General features: G+C 61.9%; 15 protein-coding genes and 1 riboswitch. Of the genes, 7 read left to right on the top strand and 8 right to left on the bottom strand.

Annotated elements, in window-relative coordinates; all coding sequences use genetic code 11:
• The first annotated feature begins 22 nt into the window (after positions 1-22).
• From GXH28_RS13305 to GXH28_RS13295, 3 genes are read left to right on the top strand one after another with little or no spacing between them, the layout of a single operon-like run.
• Positions 23-1,012 carry a glycosyltransferase family 2 protein gene (locus GXH28_RS13305; protein ID WP_169239521.1) on the top strand — a complete coding sequence of 330 codons (990 nt, stop codon included), beginning with the start codon at positions 23-25 and terminating at the stop codon, positions 1,010-1,012.
• A 13-nt stretch (positions 1,013-1,025) separates the two neighbouring features.
• Positions 1,026-1,724, top strand: coding sequence for a metallophosphoesterase family protein (locus GXH28_RS13300; RefSeq protein WP_169239520.1), 699 nt, complete (start codon positions 1,026-1,028; stop codon positions 1,722-1,724).
• Positions 1,718-1,969, top strand: coding sequence for a hypothetical protein (locus GXH28_RS13295; protein ID WP_169239519.1), 252 nt, complete (start codon positions 1,718-1,720; stop codon positions 1,967-1,969). The genes GXH28_RS13300 and GXH28_RS13295 overlap by 7 nt, the downstream gene beginning before the upstream one ends.
• A gap of 10 nt (positions 1,970-1,979) precedes the next feature.
• Here GXH28_RS13295 and GXH28_RS13290 read toward each other — a convergent pair whose 3' ends face one another.
• The 4 genes from GXH28_RS13290 to GXH28_RS13275 all read right to left on the bottom strand — a co-directional run bounded on the left by GXH28_RS13290 (position 1,980) and on the right by GXH28_RS13275 (position 10,501).
• Positions 1,980-5,888: an FG-GAP repeat domain-containing protein gene (locus GXH28_RS13290; protein ID WP_169239518.1), complete on the bottom strand. Its 3,909-nt coding sequence runs from the start codon at positions 5,886-5,888 to the stop codon at positions 1,980-1,982.
• Between the two features lie 69 nt (positions 5,889-5,957).
• Complete coding sequence (locus GXH28_RS13285) at positions 5,958-8,858, bottom strand: FG-GAP repeat domain-containing protein (RefSeq protein ID WP_206156848.1); 2,901 nt, start codon at positions 8,856-8,858, stop codon at positions 5,958-5,960.
• Between the two features lie 58 nt (positions 8,859-8,916).
• On the bottom strand, positions 8,917-10,122 hold the full coding sequence (locus GXH28_RS13280) for a hypothetical protein (protein ID WP_169239516.1): 1,206 nt from the start codon (positions 10,120-10,122) through the stop codon (positions 8,917-8,919).
• Positions 10,115-10,501: a hypothetical protein gene (locus GXH28_RS13275; RefSeq protein ID WP_169239515.1), complete on the bottom strand. Its 387-nt coding sequence runs from the start codon at positions 10,499-10,501 to the stop codon at positions 10,115-10,117. Before GXH28_RS13275 ends, GXH28_RS13280 begins: the two co-directional genes overlap by 8 nt.
• Positions 10,502-10,617: 116 nt before the next feature.
• On the opposite strand from GXH28_RS13275, the gene GXH28_RS13270 reads away from it, so the two are divergent.
• A complete protein-coding gene (locus tag GXH28_RS13270; RefSeq protein WP_169239514.1) occupies positions 10,618-11,388 on the top strand; it encodes a class I SAM-dependent methyltransferase in 771 nt (256 codons plus the stop codon).
• 89 nt (positions 11,389-11,477) lie between these two features.
• Positions 11,478-14,054 (top strand): glycosyltransferase, encoded by a 2,577-nt coding sequence (locus tag GXH28_RS16880; RefSeq protein ID WP_169239513.1) that lies wholly within the window; start codon positions 11,478-11,480, stop codon positions 14,052-14,054.
• 243 nt (positions 14,055-14,297) lie between these two features.
• On the opposite strand, the gene GXH28_RS13260 is transcribed toward GXH28_RS16880, so the two are convergent.
• From GXH28_RS13260 to GXH28_RS13250, 3 genes are all read right to left on the bottom strand, one after another.
• On the bottom strand, positions 14,298-15,308 hold the full coding sequence (locus tag GXH28_RS13260) for a glycosyltransferase family 2 protein (RefSeq protein WP_169239512.1): 1,011 nt from the start codon (positions 15,306-15,308) through the stop codon (positions 14,298-14,300).
• A 4-nt stretch (positions 15,309-15,312) separates the two neighbouring features.
• Positions 15,313-17,058, bottom strand: coding sequence for a glycosyltransferase family 4 protein (locus GXH28_RS13255; protein ID WP_169239511.1), 1,746 nt, complete (start codon positions 17,056-17,058; stop codon positions 15,313-15,315).
• Positions 17,059-17,286: 228 nt separating this feature from the next.
• Positions 17,287-18,429: a radical SAM protein gene (locus tag GXH28_RS13250; protein WP_169239510.1), complete on the bottom strand. Its 1,143-nt coding sequence runs from the start codon at positions 18,427-18,429 to the stop codon at positions 17,287-17,289.
• A 245-nt stretch (positions 18,430-18,674) separates the two neighbouring features.
• Between GXH28_RS13250 and GXH28_RS13245 the strand changes: the two genes are divergently transcribed.
• Complete coding sequence (locus tag GXH28_RS13245) at positions 18,675-19,076, top strand: hypothetical protein (protein WP_169239509.1); 402 nt, start codon at positions 18,675-18,677, stop codon at positions 19,074-19,076.
• Here GXH28_RS13245 and GXH28_RS13240 read toward each other — a convergent pair.
• Complete coding sequence (locus GXH28_RS13240; protein WP_206156846.1) at positions 19,073-20,014, bottom strand: metal-dependent hydrolase; 942 nt, start codon at positions 20,012-20,014, stop codon at positions 19,073-19,075. The genes GXH28_RS13245 and GXH28_RS13240 overlap by 4 nt on opposite strands.
• A 93-nt stretch (positions 20,015-20,107) precedes the next feature.
• Positions 20,108-20,235: riboswitch (SAM riboswitch) on the top strand.
• Positions 20,236-20,358: 123 nt separating this feature from the next.
• Between GXH28_RS13240 and GXH28_RS13235 the strand changes: the two genes are divergently transcribed.
• On the top strand, positions 20,359-20,830 hold a 472-nt coding region (locus GXH28_RS13235), incomplete at its 3' end, for an S-adenosylmethionine synthetase N-terminal domain-containing protein (RefSeq protein ID WP_304515800.1).

Raw genomic sequence — 20,830 nt, 5'->3', positions numbered from 1 at the left:
ATCACGCGCACAGCCAGGAATCATGTCTCGGGTTGATCTGGTCATCGTCAACTGGAACGGGCTGCGCCATCTCCCCCTTTGCTTCGACGCGCTGCGCGCTCAGACCTTCACCGATTTTCAACTCTGGCTGGTGGACAACGGCTCGACCGATGGTTCGGTGGACTGGGTGCGCCGGCGCGAACCGCACGTGCGCCTGCTGGTCAACCCACACAACCGAGGCTTCGCGGCGGCCAACAATCAAGCCATCCGCGCCGGCGGCGCGCCTTACGTCGCTACCCTGAACAACGACACCGTTCCCGATCCCAACTGGCTGGCTGAACTGGTGCGCGCGCTAGATGCAGACCCGCGCCTGGGTGCGGCAGCCTCGCTGATGCTGTTTGCCGATCGCCCCGACGTGATTAACTCAGCCGGCGTCGCAGTGGATCGCCTGGGCATTGCCTGGGACCGGCGGGGAGGGCAGCCGGTCGCCAAGAGCGAGACCGCGCCGACGCCCGTGTTTGGCGCGTGCGCCGGAGCAGCGCTGTATCGCCGCGCCATGCTGGACGAGGTGGGCCTGTTCGACGAAGATTTCTTTGCGTATCTGGAGGATGTGGATCTGGCCTGGCGGGCGCAATGGGCCGGCTGGACGACGGCATACGTTCCCGCCGCCCGCGTGTTGCATTGTCACTCGGCCACGGCAGGCGAAGGCTCGCCGCTGAAGCGCCGGCTGCTTGGGCGCAACAAGGTGTGGTTGATCCTGAAGAACTATCCGTTGCCGTATCTGTGGCGATATTGGCCGTTGATGTGGGGATACGACGCGGCTGCGGTGGCTCGCGCGCTCATCATGCGCCAGGCGGCAGGCGTCCTGGCCGGCCGCTGGGAAGGCTGGCGCAACGCGGCACACGCCTGGCGCAAACGGCGCGCCCTGCTGCGACGCTGTTCCGACCGGCACATCTTCGACGTGTTAGCTCCGGCGCAATCGCCGAGGGCGGTTATGGCGCGCTATCAACATTTGCAAGCCAACACGCGCTAGCTGCCTAGTCACCATGCTGAGAGCAACGATCTTGCTGTGCATCATGTTCAGCGCATTGGCCCGGCCACTGCCGCCGCAAATCGAAAGGCAACACGCCCGACCAGGCGCCATCGCGCAGAGTTATCGCGTCTTCCTGCCGATTGTGTTGAACCAGCCGACGCGCTTTGCCGTGATCGGCGATTTTGGGCTGGCCGGCGCGCCGGCGGCTGCTGTCGCAAACTTGGTGAAAGCCTGGCAGCCGCAGGCCATCGTCACCACCGGCGATAACAACTACTACAGCGGCCTCGCCGGCACCATTGACCAGAACATCGGCCAGTATTACGCCGACTTCATCCATCCTTATCTCGGTTCGTATCCTGCGCCGAACAATCCGGGGTTTAATCGCTTCTATCCTGCCCTGGGCAATCACGACTGGAACAGCAGCACCGGCTACGCCGCGCATCTGAGCTACTTCACCCTGCCGGGCAACGAGCGTTACTACGAGGTGCTCATCGGGCCGGCGCACTGGTTCATCCTGAACAGCGACGTGAATGAACCGGATGGCATCACGGCATCCTCGGCCCAGGCGTTGTGGTTGCAAAGCGCGCTGGCCGCCTCGACCGCCTGCTGGCAGATCGTCGTCCTGCACCATCCGCCTTACTCTTCGTCGGCGGGCATGGCTCAACGCCGGCCACGCAATGGCCATTTGCAACTTGGGGCGCCGACGTGGTGATCGCCGGCCATGCCCACAATTACGAGCGCCTCTCGCGTGATGGGATCGTGTATCTGGTCAACGGCATCGGCGGCGCACCACTCTATGCCTTTGGCGCGCCGATCGCCGGCAGCGTGGTGCGATACAACGGGGATTACGGCGCGCTGCGATTAGATGCCACTGCCTCACGGCTGCGCTTTGACGTGTTGAACACCGCCTCGGCGACGGTAGATGCTTTCGAGTTAACAGGCAGGTGCGCCCCGTAGCCGACACTTGCTAACGCCGGACGGCGGGCAGATACAGGAAACGCGGCCCACTGGCCGGCGACCCCAGCGTCACTTCATCCACCACCACGTTCAAGCCGGCCGGCGCCACATCCACCGCCTCGATCACCACCGCCACCGGCAGCCCGCTGGCAGCACGCAAGTCGAGCGCGACATGCCGCCAATCCTCCAGCGGCGGTTCAGCCTCTTGGACGTGCAGCACACCGGGTCCCTGTCCGCTGCGCCCGGCGAGCAGATCGGCAGAGGCCACGGCGCGCAACGGCTGAGGCCCTGCGTGGTTCAGCGGCAACAGCGAGCCATCCACTTGCACCTGCACCGACGCTGTGTCGCCGGGGCTGTTGCCGGTCACGCGCGCCAGCACCGACAGCACCCCTTGCGCCGGAATGACGACGCGCTGGCTGATGACGCCTGTGCCGAGGATGGCCGCCCCGCCGGCCCCGCTGTGCGCGGTTTGGGTGTAGCCGGCCGCGCCAAAGAAGGCCCATCCGCCTGTCGTCTCGAAGTGGCTGTTGGTCACCACGTTGTCTTGCGGCGGCAGCACGATCAACGGGCGGCGGTCGTTGGGCGCGCGTTCGCGCAAGGGCGGCAAAACCCCAAACTGGTCATGCGACACGCTCACCGAATACACGCCGCTGCCGGTGAAGTAGGCAAATGCGCGTCCCTGGGCATCGCTGGGCAACGCGGCGCAGGCATCGGCAGACGCGACCTGTGCGCCGTACACGGGCTGGCTCAGGTTGTTGACGACTACGCCGCTGATCGGATGCGCGCTGATGAGCAGCGTGGACTGGGTGGGACTCCAGCCGGCTTGCAGGTTGCCGGCCTGGTCGCGCGCCCGCGCGCGGAACTCGTACCGCTGGCCGCAGGCCGGCCCAGCAGGCACATACGCCCCGCTCAGCGTGGTCGAGGGCGCGTTGCTCAACCACGGCGTCCAGGCGCCGCTTGGCGCCTGGCGGGCCTGAACATCGTAGCCGGCCACGCCGGAACCGACATCGCTGCCGCTCCACGCAAGCGCGATGGCGGCATCGCTCAGCGCGGTGGGCGGGCCGACCAGTTGCGATGTGGGCGCAACCCGGTCAATGCGAAACGGGCCGTAGTGCAACGTTGTATTGGCGGCGTTGCCCACCAGGTCCACAGTGCGCAGGTGGGCATACCAGGTCATCACGGCGTTCGCCGTGGTGGTCAGGCTGATGCTGGTCAGGTTGCCAATGTCTTTGACGGCATCGGGCTGTGTGGTCGGTGCAGCGTCCCACACCACCGAATATCCGTCCAGACCGCTGCCGGCATCTATGGCTGGAATGAGATTGAGCACAATTGCCGAGGCGTTGCTCCAGCTCACGCTGGGCGGCGAAGAGGCGGCCACAGAGGGCGCTCCCGGCGGCACGCGATCCACCTTGAACGGGCCATAGTGCAGGACACTTGGCGAGGCGTTGCCGGCGTTGTCCACGCTGCGCACGTGCAAATACCAGTCGGCCACTGCCGGCGTGGTGCCGGTCGTCAGGTTGGGCGCCGGCCCGACATCGGCCACTGTATCGGGGACTGTTCCCGCTATCGTGTCCCACACGAAGGAGTAGCCGTTTAGCCCGCTACCCACATCGCCGCCTGCGCTGAGTTGCACCTGTAAGGTGCTTGCCGCCGTCCAGGTGTTAGGCGATGGTGACGCGCCGGTGACGCCGGGCAAGCTGGGCGGCTCGCGGTCAATGCGAAACGGGCCGAAATGCGCTGCATCGGGCGACCAGTTGCCCACCTGATCCACGCTGCGCATGTGCAGATACCACGCGCCGGCCCCGCTTAATGGCCCATAGCTCAGGCTGCTCACCGGACCGGCATTTTGCGTTGGGCCGGGCAGGGTCAGCGGGGATTGATCCCATACGACGGCATAGCCGCTCAACCCGCTGCCGGCGTCGAGGCCGGGCGATAGGCTCACCGTGATGTGGCTGCTGTTGCTCCAGGTGTTGAGGGCCGGCGTGCTTGCGGTGGCAAAGGCCAGCGTAGGCGGGGTGCGATCGACCCAAAACGGCCCGATGTGGATTACATTCGTGCTCCAGTTGCTCCAGCTATCGCGCGTGCGCAGGTGGAACCACCACACGCCATCGCCCAGGTTGACGCCGGTGGCGCTGTTGGCGGCAGTGTCCACCACTGTATCTGGAATGGTGGTTGGCGAGTTGCTCCACACGACCGAATAGCTGGGCACGCCGGGGCAAGGCCCGCCGACGCCGGCGCCTGCCCACCACACGGTGATGTTGGGTTGCGCGGTCCAAGTGGCGGTGGGCACGCTGGAGCTAAAAGCAGTGGGATTGCTAGGCGGCGTCTCGGTGAAACAATAGTTGCCGGTGCGCCGATTGTCGTGGCGGTGCATGGGCCAGGGCATGGCCGTAGGGGCGGCCGGCCCGGTCTCATCCCAGATATATAACGCTGCGCCGCCGTTTGCTTCGCCGACGATGATCGTCTCCAGCAAGCCGTCGTTGTCCACGTCGGCGATCATCGGCGGGGCATATAGGCCATCGAGCGCCATGTGCTGATTGCGTGAGATGTCGGGATGCATCTGTCCGTTTGCGCCGATATACGTGACGCCTGCTGAATTGTGGCCGGCCAGCCCAATGTCCAGTTGGCCATTGCCGTCAATGTCGGCCACGATCGGCGAAAACTGCGTGGAAAGCGCCTGCGGCAAGGAGTGCGTCGTAGAGGGCGTCATGGGGAAACCGGGCAGAGCGCTGCCGCTGTTCTGCCAGGCATACAGGGTGGTGCAGGATGCGTTGTCCATGTGTCCACACCCGATCGTCACATCCAGCCCGCCGTTGCCGTCTAGGTCGGCCAGCGCCGGCGAGCCTTGCGCCCACGCGATGAGGGGCTGCGGCCAACCGGGGAGCGGTACACCATTTCCGCGCCAGGCATATACAAACTTGCCTCCTTCGCCGGGAATTTGATTGCGGCCGGTGCCCACCACAACGTCGAGTTGGTTGTCGCCGTCCAGGTCGCCCAGCGCCGGCGACGAGTCCACCATTTGGGGCAGATACTTGGGCCAGCCGGGCACGAGCGTGCTGTCGCCGTTTAACGCCCAGACGGGCGCTACGCTGTAGTCCGTCTGGCCACATGGATCTGTGTTCCACAGCGTACAGCGCGGGCTGGTGCCGCCCACCACGATCTCCAGCAAGCCGTCGCCGTCAATGTCGCCCAGCGCCGGCGAAGAAATGCCGCCGCGCACCAGCGGGTCGCCATTGGCGCGGTGAAAGGGCCAGCCGGCCACGACGGCGCCGGTGTGATGGTAGGCGTGAATACGCCGATCTTCGCCTTCCCATATGATCTCCAGGTCGCCGTCGCCGTCAATGTCGCCCACCGCTGCGCTGGAAAAGATGCCGTCCCAGCAGCCATCCGGCGAACCCCAGGTCGGCCCGCCGCCGACCTCATCCAGCTTGGGCTGTGGCCAGTCGCCGTACAGGGCAAACTGCCAGGGCGACACGTAGCGATAGACCAACGTCCCGCCGTTGATACAGTCAGCTGGCAGTCCGCCTGCCGTGACCACGATCTCCAACACGCCGTCCTGATCCAGGTCGGCGATTACGACCGGTGATTCGATGCGCGACTGAGATTGCAGCACAGGTGGGTTGGCCGCGTTGATGTCGGCGGCGACTTGGCGTTCCCACACTTTTTGCCATTGCCCGCCGCTCCAGCCGACCACAACCAGCCGGCCATCGTATGTGCCGACCACAATCTCTTTCATCCCATCGCCGTTGAAGTCGGCCACAGCCGGCGAGGAACGCATCACGCGCATCCCGCCGATCCACACGCCCGTGCCCGGCACGCTGGGCGCGGCGCGGGCAGATGGCGTGGCGCTCTGGGCCACCAGCAACCAGATCAGCAAGGCGCACTGTGCCAACGCTTGGCGCATCCAAAGCTGTTTCATCTATGAACTACCTCAACGTAATTTCTGAACCGGCGAATCACGACTGAGCGTGTTCCGGCGGTGTGCTGCTCAGCGTTGCGCCATCGGCAGATAGATGGGATAGCTGCCTGTGAGGGTCGGTCCTAGCGTGACCTCGTCCACCATGACGATTAGTCCGAGGTTGCCGGCGTCGTTTGCCTCGATGGTCAGGGTGACGGCCTGACCGGCCAGCGCGCCCGCGTCTTCCCACACATGTTGCCAGGCTGCGACCAGGGTAGGGGTAAGCGCGACGGTGTGAGAGGCGCCCTCTAAGCGGATGGAGACCAGGTCGCCCGGCTCGGCGTTGCTCGCCTTGAGCAACAGCGACAGCACGCCGCCGGCCGGCGCGCTGCTGATCACTTGCTGAAGGCTGCCCGTCCCGGTAATGGCGGCTCCGCGCACGCCGCTGTGGGCTTGCGCGGTATAGCCGGCGTTGCCGCTGAAAGCCCAGGCGCCGCCGACCTCGAAGTGCGAGCGGCTGATGACGTTGGTGGCCGGAGGCAGCACAATCGTGTCCTGCGTGCCTGTGCCGCGGACATACAGCGTAGGCAGGCTGCCAAAGCCGGCGCGCGACACGCTTAAGTCGCTGGCGCCGGGCGCTGCCAGATAGGCGCGGGCCAGTCCTTGCGTGTTGCTGTTTTGGGTGAGGCAGGCCCCGGTCGCACTGAGCTGGGCGTTAAACACTGGCTGCCCCTGGTTGTTGACCACCCAGCCGCTGATGATATGCGCGCTGCCGATGGCGGTGGTGACCGGCGCACTGAACGCGCCGAGGTTGCCGACTACGTCCCTGGCTCGCGCGCGGAACGAGACGGTGGTGCAGGCGCTGCTGCCCAGGGCGTAGCTGCCGCTAGTGGTGCCGGCCGGCACGCTGCCCAGCCAGGTCGTCCATGCGCCGGCGCCAATGCGCGCCTGCACGGTGTAGCTGAAGACGCCCGAACCCGCATCGGCGCCGCTCCAACCCGCCGGCGCGCTGCCGCCCGGCACAGCGGCCGGCGCTTGCACCGTCACAGCCGGCGGCGTGGTGTCAATCAAAAACGGCCCGAAGTGCGCCGCGCCGCTCCAGTTGCCCCATTCGTCGCGGGCGCGAACGTGCAGATACCACGCGCCGTCGCTCAGGGCCGGGCTGGTCGCACTGTTGGCGAAGGTGTCCACCAAAGTGTCCGGGACGGCCGATGGCGACTGCGACCAGCTCAGCGAGAAGCCGCGCAGGCGGGCGCAGCCGTAACCGGCTGCGCCGCTCCAGGTGGCGTTGACGGTGGTTTGATTGCTCCATACGTTGACCGCCGGGGTGGCGCTCACGGCGCTCGGCGGGGCGGGGGGCTGTTCGGTGTAGCAATAGTTGCCGGTGCGCCGGTTGTCGTGGCGGTACATCGGCCAGGGCATGCGCGACGGCAACGCCGCGCCGGATTCCTGCCAGATATACACGGCGGCTTGCCCATCGGTCCCGTTGGTGCCGTTGACGCTGCCGGCGAAGATCGTCTCCAGCAGGCCGTCGTTGTCAATGTCGGTCACCAGAGGCGGAGAGTACAACGCCCCATCGGCCGGCCCCTGGGCGCGCGACACATCCGGGCTGTTGCCGCCAGAAGCTGTGATCAGCGAGATGCCCACCGAGCTGTGGCTGATGAACAACACCTCAAACTGATTGTCGCCGTTTAGATCGGCGACCACGGGGGAATGGCGCCCATCCGCAGGCTGGCGATCCCAGTAATTGGCGCTCAGCGGCGTCATGGGAAAGCCGGGCGCGTTGCTGCCGTTGCCGCGCCAGACATACAGGGTGGGACAGTTCGCCACGCCATCTGCGCCGCACCCGATCACCACGTCCAAGCCGCCGCCGTCCAAATCGGCCAGCGCCGGCGACGCCATCATGTTGTTGGCGGTGGGGCGCGGCCAGCCGGGCAGCGGTGTTCCATCGCGCTTCCAGGCAAACACGTTGTATCCGCCCGCGCCGGCGATTCCAGGCCGGCCGGTGCCTATCACCACATCCAGATAGCCGTCGCCGTCCAGGTCGCCCAAGGCCGGCGACGAATCTACCCATTGCCCCACGTATTTCGGCCAGCCGGGGATCAGGCTGCTATCGCCGCGGATCGCCCACACCGGCGCCAAGGTATAGTCCGCGCTGCTACAGCCATCAATCGGCGAAGGGATGCATTTCGGGCTGGTGCCGCCGACTACGACATCATGAATGCCGTCGCCGTCCAGGTCGCCGATGGCCGGCGAGGAAAGTCCCCCGCGCGCCAGCGGATCGAGGTAAGGCGGCCAGCGATACAGGGGCCAGCCGGCCACGACGCTGCCGGTGTGGTGATAGGCATGGATGCGTCGGTCTTCGCCTTCCCACACAATCTCCAGATCGCCGTCGCCGTCAATGTCGCCCAGCGCCGCGCTGGAGAAGATGCCATCCCAGTAGCCGTCGGGATTGCCAAATCCTGTTCCGCCGCCGACCTGATCAATCTTCGGCTGCGGCCAGTCGCCTTGGATGCTGAAGCTCCATGGGCTGTTGTAGCCATAGACCAGCAGGCCGCCGTTCTTGTGATATTCCGGCAAGCCGCCGGCGGGCACCACAATCTCCAGCTTGCCGTCCAGGTCAAGGTCGGCGACGGCCACGGCGGAGGTGATCCTGGTGTCGCTGGTCGGATTGGGTGGATTGGCAGCGTTGATGTCCAGCACCACGTTGCGCGACCACAGCACAGCCCACGCGCTGCCGTTCCAGCCAATGACAAACAGCCGGCCGTCGTCGGTGGGCACGACCAGCTCTTTGAAGCCATCGCCGTTGAAGTCGGCCGCAGCGGGGTTGGCGCGCACGATGCGCGACCCGCCCAGGTTGATGACGATCGGCGCGGTGGTTGACGCCGCTCGGCTGGTTGGCGCCGGCGTCCCAATCCCCAGCATCAACAGCGCCACGGCTACCAGGTTATAACGGGCTGTCAGGCTCAACGTTGACACTTTGCTCTTCACCGCTTGTCTCCCGGACTTGAATTTTCTTTCAATCCGTGACCGCAGCGCAAGATAACGGCTATCTGGTCTGCGCGCGCCGGATCAATTCAAGGTAATGATACGCTGCCCTGCTCCAAGTGCGCTCGACGCCATAGGCGCGCGCAGCCGCCGCCATGCCGGCGCGCCGGCCGGCATCGCTGGCCAAAGCACGCATGGCGGCTGTCAACGCCTCGATCTCGCCGTCTCCCACGGGCGCCTTGATCGCGCACGCAGCGGGCAACTCGCGGAAGGCGCCCACATCCGACACGATCATGGGCTTGCCCATGCCGAGCAGCTCACTCACCACCGCCGAAGTCTCGCCCGTAGTCGGGAAGCGCAGGGTGACGCCCACATCCACAGCTTGCATGGCCAGGGAGGTGTAGAGCGGCGTGCAGTACCCCGCCTCGAAGCGAATGCGCCGCTGCCGGCACGCTGCCGGGTCGTCGGCCCAACGCCGAACCTCCGGCGGGGCCAGCGGGGTGACCTCGCCGACAATCAAGAGCCAACTGTCGGGCGCCTCACTGCGCACAAAGGCTTCGATCACCCGCTCAACCCGCTTGGCTGCCGTCACATAGCCAAACACGCCGAAGATCACCGCATCTGCGGGCAGGCCGAGGACGCGCCGGCATTCAGCTTGTAACCGCCCGCCGTCCTCGGCGTAGAGCGTTGTGCCAAAGGGCACGACTGCAACAGGGGCGCCCGGCGCAAGGCTGCGAATGCGCTCGGCAAGGTAGGCGCTGTGAACAATCACGGCCTGGCAAGCGCGCGCGATGCGCCGCAAGAGCGGGTGGGCGTAGCTGTCTGAGCCTGGCAGGCGCATGCGCCGCCAGGCGCGCCAAGCCGAAATCCACCCTTCCTCGGCCCCAATCTCGCGCAGCAGCCGCCAAAGGGAGATGCCCTGATAGAGGTGATACAGCGAGCCGTCGTGGAAGACGCCCACGCGCGGGCAGGGCGCATTGAGCAAGGCGTCGGCCATATAGGCATGGCCGGCCTGGTTTCCCAATTGGAACACCGCGGCATCGAAGGGCTGCCGAGCGTGTTCGGCGAGGAACGCGCCGGCCGGCAGCACGGCGATATCGGAGAAGGGCCGGCGCGCCCGCGCTGCCTCCCCATCGCGCACGAAGACCTGGATGCTGGCTGCGCGGCGCAGTGCGTCGAGCAAGGCTACGCTGTATTCGGCGATGCCGCTGCGCGCCGGCGGCCACGGCGACCACCACGCGATGTGCGGATGCTCAGCGTTATCCATGGCGCGCACGCTCCAATTCTGTCACGCGGGCCTCCAACGCTTCGATGCGCGCCAGCAGATATTCGTTCAGCTTGAGCGACTCGGTCAGGGCGCGGGCGGTTGCCTGGTTGACCTGGGTTTGCTGTGCGATCAAGACGCGCAGCGGCCAACGCGCGGTGATGGCAAACAGCGCCGTGCGCAGCGCGGCCACAGCCCGCCCAATCAACGGCAGCGAAGGTGCAAAGCGGTGTTCGCGCAGCGCGCCGGCCTGAGTCGCCTCTTCGGCCAGCGCCTGGAGGTTAGACAGCAAGGCCAGGCGCTCCAGCTCTCGCCGGGCTGCAGGATCGCCGGCCAGCAGACGCGCTTGCAGCTTTTGCAGATAGCCGGGTAGTTCGATCATGGCGTTCAAAGGTTCGATCGGAGTAGTGGCAGCAGGTATAATGTTAATCTTGCACGACAGTCTGAAGAGCCGACAGTGCCACAAAAGAGTAGACCCGCAATTTGCAAAAGGGAACTATGAACATTGATCAAGCCAAGCAACTCATCGCCGGCCACCCCTGGCATCATGCCTTTGAAGTCATCCCGGGCGTGCGCACACAAGGAAGCTATGATCCTACTTTTCTGCTTGAAAAGCTCGATCTTCCTAAAGACCTGAGTGGAGTTACTGTGGCTGACTTGGGCGCTTCAAATGGCTATTTCAGTTTTGTGCTTCGTCAGCGCGGCGCGCGTGTAACCGCTTTTGATTTTCGGCATAAAGACAATTCTGGCTTTGGTCTACTGCAACTCATCAACGGGCTAGATGATATAACTCACCACCATATCAATGTGCTTGACGTCACAGCGGATCGCTTTGGGCAATTCGATATCGTGCTCTGTCTCGGTCTGCTCTATCACGTTTCGGAGCCTTACCGATTGCTGTCCAATTGTGCTGGATTAGCCAAACATAAACTATTCGTCGAGACCTATTGTATTGACAAGCATCTGCCCGTTGATTTCGCGAATATCCCCTTGGCGCGTTTCATCCCAGACCCAGAGCGTTTGCCGGGTTATCAGCAACCCAATCAGGATACGAGCAACTTTTGGGGATTTACTTCCAAATGCGTCGAGCTAATGATCCGTGATCTCGGCTACCATGTCGAGCGTGTGGAAGTCTGGGGGGCGCGTTGCTTGGTGGAAGCACAAGCTCCACAAAAGCGCGTCAACAGAGATCACATCGCCTATGGCTTGATCCCCCATGTCCCAGTTGGACAAAACCCGCTTGATTCAAAATCTTGGACGATCTTCTAGCCGGTGTTCTCCCATCGCCATTCCCGTCGAGATTTGGGCAGGTGAGTTGATTGATTTAGAGAATTAGGGCGGGATCACAGGAGAACTTTGTGACCAGCGATCGCGCTATTTGCACTATTTTCGCCAAAAACTATCTCCCGCAGGCGCGGATCCTTGCCGAGTCCTATCTTGCGCAGCACCCAGCCGAACGGGTTTTTGGCCTGCTTTGCGACAGATTAGAGGGACGCTACGATCCGCAACGTGAGCAATTTGAGACAATACTCGTCGAAGACCTGCACGTGCCTCGGTTTACCGAGCTTACGATTAAGTATTCGATTGTCGAACTCCTGACTGCGGTTAAGCCTTTCTTTCTGCAATACCTGTTTGAAAAGTACGATCTCGCGAAGCTGTGTTACTTTGACCCAGATATTCTCTTTCTTTCATCCATCGAATCAATTTGGCAAAAGCTCGACACATTTAACGTTGTCCTTACCCCCCACATGGTCGAGCCACAACGCCTTGAGCGCACGCCAAGCGAGCGCACCATGCTGAGCGCCGGCGCCTACAACTTGGGCTTCATCGGTTTACGGCGCAGCGCAGAGACGGATCGCTTGCTCGACTGGTGGGGCAAAAAGCTGCTTGATCACGGCTATTCCGATCCGTCGCGCAATCTATTCGTTGACCAGCGATGGGTTGATCTCGTGCCGGGGATGTTCGACGGCGTCTGGATTCACCGCGATCCTGGGTGTAATGTGGCCTATTGGAATCTCTCCGAGCGCCCCATCATTCAGCGCGGCGACAAGTTCTACGTCAAGGATAGCCCGCTGAAGTTCTTTCACTTCAGCGGCTACTCGCATCGCTCGCCCGACCGCATCTCTCGGCATGTGCCCCCTGAGTTGGACAAGTTGTCTCTAGAAGACCTCGGCGATGGCGCGCGCCTGTTTGAAATCTATCACGCGTTGCTGCTGAAGCATGGTGCGATCGAGACAGAACGCTGGCCGTTTGCTTTTGACCACTTGCCCACCGGCCAGAAAATCCCTTCAGTGGCTCGAAACCTATGGCGTCAAGCGTTTGAAAATGGCGAGCTGAGCGCCTCTGCTTCATTGGACGACTGTATTGCTTTTGCTACCCAAGCCGCCGACAGCCATCAGCCCCCCATCAACCGCTTGGCAGAGTGGATCTATCTCAACCGCCTCGATGTGCGCCAGGCTTTCCCCGATATTCGCCATCGCCATCGGGTGCCGTTCATCACCTGGTATCTCAACACAGGCGTCAAAGAGCACTGCATCCCTGACGTCCTCATCGGTCGCATGCGCGATGAGCTAACTCAGCGATTGGCGGCGGACCAAATGCGCGCAATGGCCCTAAGGCAGCGCATAGCAAGAATCGCCGGCCTGCCTTTGCGCGTGCGCCGCGCCATCGGAAGGCTGCCGATCGTGCAACGGTTGTTCTTAAGCTTGCGCGCTGCATCTTGGGTCAAGCGCCTATGCGCGATTCCTCGACTGTATCGCCTGCGCCGTTTCTTTTATCCTGAGTTGGCTGCGCCGGCAGTTCCTCCTCCAGCGGCCTCTTCGCCAGAACGCTCCTTTTCAGCTCAACGCGGGCTAAATGTGCTGGGTTACCTGAGCGCTGAGACGGGGGTGGGAGAATTACCGCGAGCCATCATTCGCGCGCTTCAACATCACGGGTATCCTGTGTCCATCACACATCTCGATAACCCTGATGGGGCTCGTCGCAACGACAAGTCGGTGCTTGACTTGCCAGAAGGCACGCCATACTCTGCTAACCTGTTCTCAGTAAATTCCGATGGCTGGGCTAGCATCAAGCAGATCTTAGACCCTCGCATTATTGAAGGACGCAAAAACATAGGCTTCTGGTTCTGGGAAATTGCGCACTTCCCTGAAGAATGGATTGATCGTTTCGACAAGTTGGATGAGATTTGGGCAGGTAGCCTTTTCATTCAGGAAGCTATCGGGGCGGTGTCCCCTATCCCTGTGGTGAAAATAGGCGTGCCTATCGTGTTGCGCCCGCCCTCCTTATTGAGCCGGCGCGAGTTGAACCTGCCTGAAGACAAGTTCGTGTTCCTATACGCCTTCGATATGCTCAGTATTCCCGAGCGCAAGAATCCGCTCGCCGTCGTCGAGGCATATCGCCTGGCGTTCGAGCCATACTTCAAGGACACCCATCTGGTTTTGAAGGCCAACCACTTGCACCGCTTTCCAGAATGGCAGGCTCGTCTGCGCCAGGCAGTGGCTTCTGTGCAAGGTGCGCTCATCGAGCAAACACTAGACCGAGAACACCTTAACGCCCTATATCAGCTCACCGATGTCTATGTCTCATTACACCGCAGCGAGGGATTTGGGTTGACAGTGGCCGAAACGATGCGGATGGGCAAGCCGGTGATCGCCACGGATTACGGTGGCACACGCGACTTCCTCAACCAAAACAACGGTTATCCTGTGCGCTACCGCCTGGTTGAACTGGAGCAGGACTATGGCCCGTATCGCGCCGGCAACGTGTGGGCCGATCCGGACGTTGAGCATGCCGCAGAACTGATGCGCTGGGTGTTCGAGCATCCTGAGGATCGCACACGAAAAGGGCAACAGGCCGCACAGGATATCGAGCGGCTCTATGGACCTGCCGTGATGGCCGATCGCATCATCCGTCGCCTGGAACGGTTTTATTAATCATCACACGCTATAGCCAAACGCGCGCAGGCTGTCTCGAAAAGCATCATTCATCACCGCCTGAAGCGCTGGGCTAAGTTCCCGCCGCCAGCGACCGATGGATTGCATCGCATCATCCACTGTGCGATGCTTTTGCAGATTAACGTCCTTGATACTGATTGGCTACAGGAAGATCAATACCCACACCGATCAGCCGATCTTCGGGCAGTTCAAAACGGCGAACCTCCACGATGCGTGTGCGATTCATGCGACGATTGCCTCTTTGCTGAGTTTCAAACACAAGTGCCTCAATCGAGCCAAAACATCGACTGCGGCATGAATGATCTCGGGATGAGCCATCGGCGGGCTGCTACCGCCCTCTGCAAACACGCGCCTGGCCATGAGCATGGCGCGCCCATAGGCAAGCGACAGCGCCCGGCGCTCATCCAACTGCGCTTCCTCCTGCAAGAATTTGGCCTCGGCTTGCTCAAAGTCGCGACGAAAGCACGCGTCGCGCATGTGCATCAGCGCAAACAAAAGGCGATTGCGATGGCTGAGCGTCCATCTCTCCATCCAATCTGTAAACGATGCCGACTCAGCGTGTTTGAGGGTTGCCGACGGGCAATACCATACCTGCCAATTCGCAGCGCGCATGCGCGCGCACAGTTCTACATCTTCGTAGTAGCCCGGTGAAAAGATCTCGTTGAAGACCCCCACCTGCTCAAGCGCGCTTCCGCGAAGCGCCATCGCGGCGCCGGTCACAAAATCCACCTCGCGCGGGACGTCATACTCCGGCACATTCGGTTTGTGATGTCCGTGGTGTGAACCAACTAGCCGAGGCCGACTCAGCATGCCGCCGGCGTGTTGGATGGTCACGCCATCTGGATAAAAAATCTTGCAGCCTACAGCGCCTGCCTTAGGCCATTGCAAGAAAGCGTCTTCCAGTGCTTCCATCCACTTCTCATGAACCACTGTGTCTTGATTGAGTAACACCACGATCTCAGCATCTGTCGGCTTGCTGAGCGCGTAGCGCATCCCCTGGTTTGCTGCGCACGTAAATCCTACGTTGACCTCATTAGATGTGACCTGCAACTCGGTTCCAACGGCGGCCAGTTGTGCGCGATGTGCATTGACGATGTGCAATGTGTCATCACGGCTGGCGTTGTCGATCACAATCAGTGCCTGAGGTGGACGCGTCTGTCGAATCAGAGATTGCAGGCATGATTCGACGTGTGAGGCTCCGTTCCATGTCACCAGCACAACGACCGATTTCATCACTTCACTGCTTGGCTATTTCGGCGATCAAGTCGGTTTGCAAGTGTTCTGCATCCGTTAATCGCTCGGCCAAATGCGCCACCACCCTATGGGTATGCTGCTGCTGGCCGGCCAGGTCCATCACCACCGCATGGGTGTGCTGCTGCTGGCCGGCCAGGTCCATCACCACCGCATGGGTGTGCTGCTGCTGGACGGCCAGGTCCATCACCACTGCATGGGTGTGCTGCTGCTGGCCGGCCAGGTCCGCCACAGCCGCCTGGATGCTGTTCAGCGTATCGAGCAAAGAACAGTTGATTTGATTTTGCTGCAAGACCATCTTCTTAAGCCACCAAAAAACCAGCGCATCTAGCAGTGGCGACAGTAGGCGCGCCAGGAAACTGGCCGGTTGGGCAAGCTCTAGCTCGGGTAAATTGGAGGAACGCTTCATGGTTGGTTGATGGAGAGCCGGCGGAGAGGTCCCAGATCGTAGATCGGCGCTCGACTCGGTCGCCGGCGTGGATTCGAGTTCGGCAATTGCTGTTGTAGCTTGGGGCGATCTGTCTGGCGCGCGGGTAGGACGCAGACAAAAAGATCGCAACGCCTGAACTGTTTTAGACCAATGATATGCGCTGCGCAGGGTGCTCAACTTGGCAGAAATCTCGCTACGCGGCTGTGAGAGTAAATCTTCGATGGCAATTGCGACTGCATCGGCGTCGTTTTCTGCTACCAGATGGGCTATGCTCGCCTGCGCCATACGTTCGGCCAGCGCATCGCCGCGCGTAAGCACCATCGGCAAGCCGGCCCACAGATAGCTCAGCACGCGTGTGCGGGCCGAAAAGTGCGCTTCCAGATGATCGTGGTGCAATGACACCCCAATATCCGATTCGAGCAAGTAACTGGGCCAGTCCTTATAGGCGACCCAATCACCCAAAAAGACCACGCGGTTGAGAAGGCCAAGCGAGGCAGCCAACTCACTTACTTGTTGCTGGACGGGCATCGTTTGAGCGGGTTGATTGGCCGGATGGCGCACACCTGGAAACACAAATTTCACATCAGAGCGCCGCGAGGCAATCTGTGCCGCTGCGCGAATGAGCGTCAACGGATCCAACCATTCCCACACACCCCCGCCCCACAATACAATCTTGTCTTGAGGCCCAATCCCTTCGATCACGCCGCGCATCACCGGGCGGGTGTGGGTGGGTGGATCATCCGGCAGTCCATAAGGCAACAAGTTAACGAGTTGGCGCAAGGTAGGATCAGCGCGATAGGTGAGCGGGTTGATTCGGCCAGCAGCCGCCAGCATGCCCAGCCACCAATCGCGTTGACGCTCTGTGGCAGCCAGGAAGAAGTCGCCTCGTTCAAGCACATACGCCATCATGCGCTGATATTCAGCATGCCAGGTCAGGCGTTCACGCAATCCAACGGCTGGGTAGTCAAGCGCAAGATGCTCCAGCAGTGTGATGTCATATCCATCCACAACTACCGGCTTGGCAAATTGTGACAGCGCTGCGCGGCACCGCCAGATCATGTCCGGATAAGCAAATACCACATCGCTGCAAGCAATAGCCTGGCTAAGCCCGCCGAGATTCTCGTCGTACACCATGAACTGGCCGCCAAAATTGCTGTCAGCAGTAGAGCCGGATGGCGCAGCAAGTGTCACCTGCAAGGCGGGATCTTGGGCTAATGCGCGCGCGATCTCCCAGTATCGAATCCCCACCCCGGCCATGCGCTCGCCGATGATGTCGTGGCTGATGATCAGCAGTCGCGTCATGCGTCACCGCCCAGGCAGCGCCGTTTCAAAGGCGCCGTTGCTGCGCTCATGTATGCGCGCCGGCGCGTTCATCCCCGCATCCTCGAAACTGGCGTGATGCCACTGCCCTTCCAGCGCGATGATCCCGTATCGCTCGCGCGTGCCGCCGGGCAATGCTGTGAACCGCGCGCGGCCGGTCGTGTTGCAGCCGAAAGACTTTGGAGACGTTGCAAAACTCTATCGCAGTGTTCACTGGCCCTCAGCGCGTGGGACGATTTGCCCGGTAGCTCTTTTCAACGTGCGCACCAAGCGTATGAAGCGCCCCTGCTCGTAAGCTGATACCAGCGCTTCGGCGCGCTGGGCGCGCGCCTCCAGCGCAGCCAGCCGGCTCTCGACCTCGGCCAACTGTTGTTTGTACTGTTCCGCCTCGCTGCGCGCCTGATCGGTTTGTGCATGCTGCGCCTCGACCAGAGCATCGCGCTGGCGCAACGCCGCGATGTATAAGTTGGCCAGTTCCGACTGATCGGCATGTAACGCATACACCCATTCGCTGACCGGCGTGCCGGCTATATTCGCCTGTCCGCTGAAGCGATACAGATCGTTGCACGTTGCACACATCGGGAAGATAGCGCCTTGTCCGCGCAACCCTTCTTTGTATCGCACGATGTCTTCCAGAGGTTGCGTCACCAAATTGCCGATCTTGCCCACGCCATCCAAGTCATGGCAACAGGCCAGCACCTCGCCGGTCCACGCCACGAACAGGGTGTAGTCGAAAATATCGCACTGCTTGATGCTGCGCGGGGGGATAGGTGTGTCGCAGATGCCGTCGCCTTTCAGATGCCCGCCGCGGTTGTGGCACAGCGAGAAAGAAATTTTCTCGATGCCCAGGTCGTTCAGCCGGCGGCGGATTTCGGCCAGTTTTGGGCGGGTCTGGCGGGTCACGCTGACATTTGCCACCACGCGCATCCGCCCTTGGGCAAGTTGCACCGCATGGGCGATATACTTCTCAGCGCGCTCGAAGTTCAGGCCGCCCATCATCAGCTCATAGGTTTCAGCGTCGGCACCGTTGTAGCTGATGATCAGCGTCCCCAGGCCGGCCTCGATCAAACGCTCGACGTTCTTCGGCGTCAGCGCCGAGGCGTTGGTGGTGATGTAGGTCGGGATTTTGCCTTTGAAGTAGGCGATGAAGCGCGGCAGATGGGGGTTCAGCGTCGGCTCGCCCATGCCGGCGAAATCAATGGCCTGCGTTTTGCCATACGCCAGCACTTTGTCCGCCACGACCTGAAAAGTCTCCCACGTCATCTTGCCTTTCGGGCGGGTAATGGTTTCATGTGGGCAGTGTAGGCAACGTGTGTTGCATTCATTCGTCGCCTCGATCTCAACCGTGTTCAACCAAGCACCTCCCTAGCGACCGGCACAAGGCAGGAGTGCATGTCCTTCGTCATACACTCGCTCATGTGTACGCGCATCAACCAGCCGCTCGAACAGCGCGGCCATTAGAAACACGATTGTATCCCATCCAAACTGCCGGCTCCGCTCGATGGCGCCAGTCTCGCAGCCCATGATCGCAGCTCGGCATCATCCGGCACCTGTGCAATGGCCTCTGCCAAAGCAGCCTTAGACCATGCGCATCCCCTTTGCCGCGTCTGAATGGGCCGCTGCCTTCAAAGACGCCCATCAACGCCAGCGCCGCCTACCGCGAGGCAGCCCAGACCTGGGAGGGCGACTTCTGGTGCATCGTTGAACCGGAAGCCGGACGGCCCGAAAGCACACGCAAGTTGATTATTTGGGGCCTCTGGCGCGACGTGCGCCGCAAAGCTTTCTGGCGCAGGACGAAAGCGAGCGCAATCCTGAATTCCGCATCTGGGCGCCGGCCAAAAAATTGTCGGCGTGTCCTCCAGCGCGAAGTGGACCCGATCAAGGCGCTGATGGCGAACCAGCTTAAGCTTAAAGGCAACCTGGCCAAGATCGTGCGCAGCGTGCGTGCCGCACAGGAGTGGGTGTGGTGCGCCGCCCGCGTGCCCACGCAATTTCTCTAGCTCACCGCGTCCTCACTTTCAGCCAGGACATCGCGGTTGCGCTCAACCTCCAGCGACGCCACATAGCGCCGCCACTTGCGTCGCGCATAGATCGCAATCAACAGCGCCACCGGCGCCAACACGGCAAAACCAAGGAATGGCCCGCTGGCGATCAACGGCATCTCTTGTGCGCGATCCAAATTGAGCAACAGCAACATCAACGACACCCACACCGTGACCGTGTTGGGGATGGCATCGCTAGCATGCAGCAAGCGCAGGCCGTCGAAACGCCGCCGTGTGAACGGCCAAAACAAGTTAGAACCCAAGTAGCCCAGTTGATCTTCCAGCACGTGCACGGCGTAGCCCAATCCACCCACCCAGCCGGCCAGCGAGCCGAGCGCCATCGCCAGCGCGAGACCAAGCGCCGCGGCCAACACGAGCGAATGCGACCACTGGCGGTGCCAGGGCAAAAACTCAACGCAGTAACCGCGCGTCCCTCGGGACAAGCGCAACGATGGACCGCCCAGCTCGATGACTTCCAGCGCACCATCGTAACGGTAATCCAGCGTCCCCACATGCGCCCGCCCTTCCACACCGTTCATCGTCACCACCACCTCTCCGCGGGCGCTGTCAAAACGCACGGCGTACGTCACCCAATTCACCACCCCCAGGCGTAGCGGGTGAAGCTGTACGACACGTGGCTGCTTCGGCTGGACCAGCGCGAACTGATGCGCTAGCGCCTCGGCCAACGCTTGTGGATTGGGATAGGCTCGATCTGGGATGATGTCCGCATCACGCCGCTCGATGAACTTGGCAAAGCGAAAGTCCAGCGTATCAGGCAACATGGCGCAAGCCCCACCCAACGCGATGAGCAATCCCCCTTGGGCCGCCTGTTCAACCACGCCTGGCACGAACGAAGCCACGCACAAACCAGAGGCAAAATGCGCAATTCCCTTCACAGCGCTCAAGTATCGTCTCCAATGCAGCGTGAAGCAACCCCCGCGCCCCGCGCCCGACCGACGAGCCGGCAAGGTAAAATGGACATTGCTCCGCTCTTATCCAGAGAGGTGGAGGGACCGGCCCGATGAAGCCTCGGCAACCTTCGGATCGCCGATCTCGCCCGCGCGACCAGTGATCCGAAACGGTGCCAAGTCCGGCAGGTGAAACCGGAAGATGAGAGGCGAGCGCGTATGAGCGACCAGCGCCCTCTTGCCTCTCATCGAGCGCAAGAGGGCAATTCTTTTGCCTGATGAGTTGAAACAGAGCGCAGAGTAATCATGCGCAACGCACCCGAAACAAGATGATGAACCAGAGAGAGCTCGCCGTGAACAGCTTCATGAAATCCCCCCAGCTCTTCTTCACCTCGGAATCGGTGACCGAAGGGCATCCCGACAAAATGTGCGACCAGATCTCCGACGCTGTGCTCGATGCCTGCCTGGCCCAAGACCCGATGAGCCGCGTTGCCTGCGAGACGGCAGTGAAGACCGGCTTCGTGCTGTGCCTCGGCGAGATCACCACGCGCGCCTTTGTCAACTTCGATCAACTGGTGCGCCAGGTGGTCAAAGAAATCGGTTTTGACTCCTCCGACAAAGGCTTCGACGGCAACACCTGCGGCGTGCAGGTCGCCATCGCCAGCCAATCGCCCGATATCGCGCAGGGCGTGGACGCAGCATTTGAGGTGCGCCATAGCCAGAGCGAGGATGAGATCGAGCGTATCGGCGCCGGCGACCAGGGCATGATGTTCGGGTTCGCCTGCAACGAAACGCCGGAGTTGA

This window comes from Candidatus Roseilinea sp. NK_OTU-006 (assembly GCF_012931985.1).
Lineage (GTDB): Bacteria > Chloroflexota > Anaerolineae > J036 > Brachytrichaceae > JAAFGM01.
Note: the sequence above shows the minus strand (reverse complement) of the source record. Positions and strands in the feature narration are given on the sequence as shown.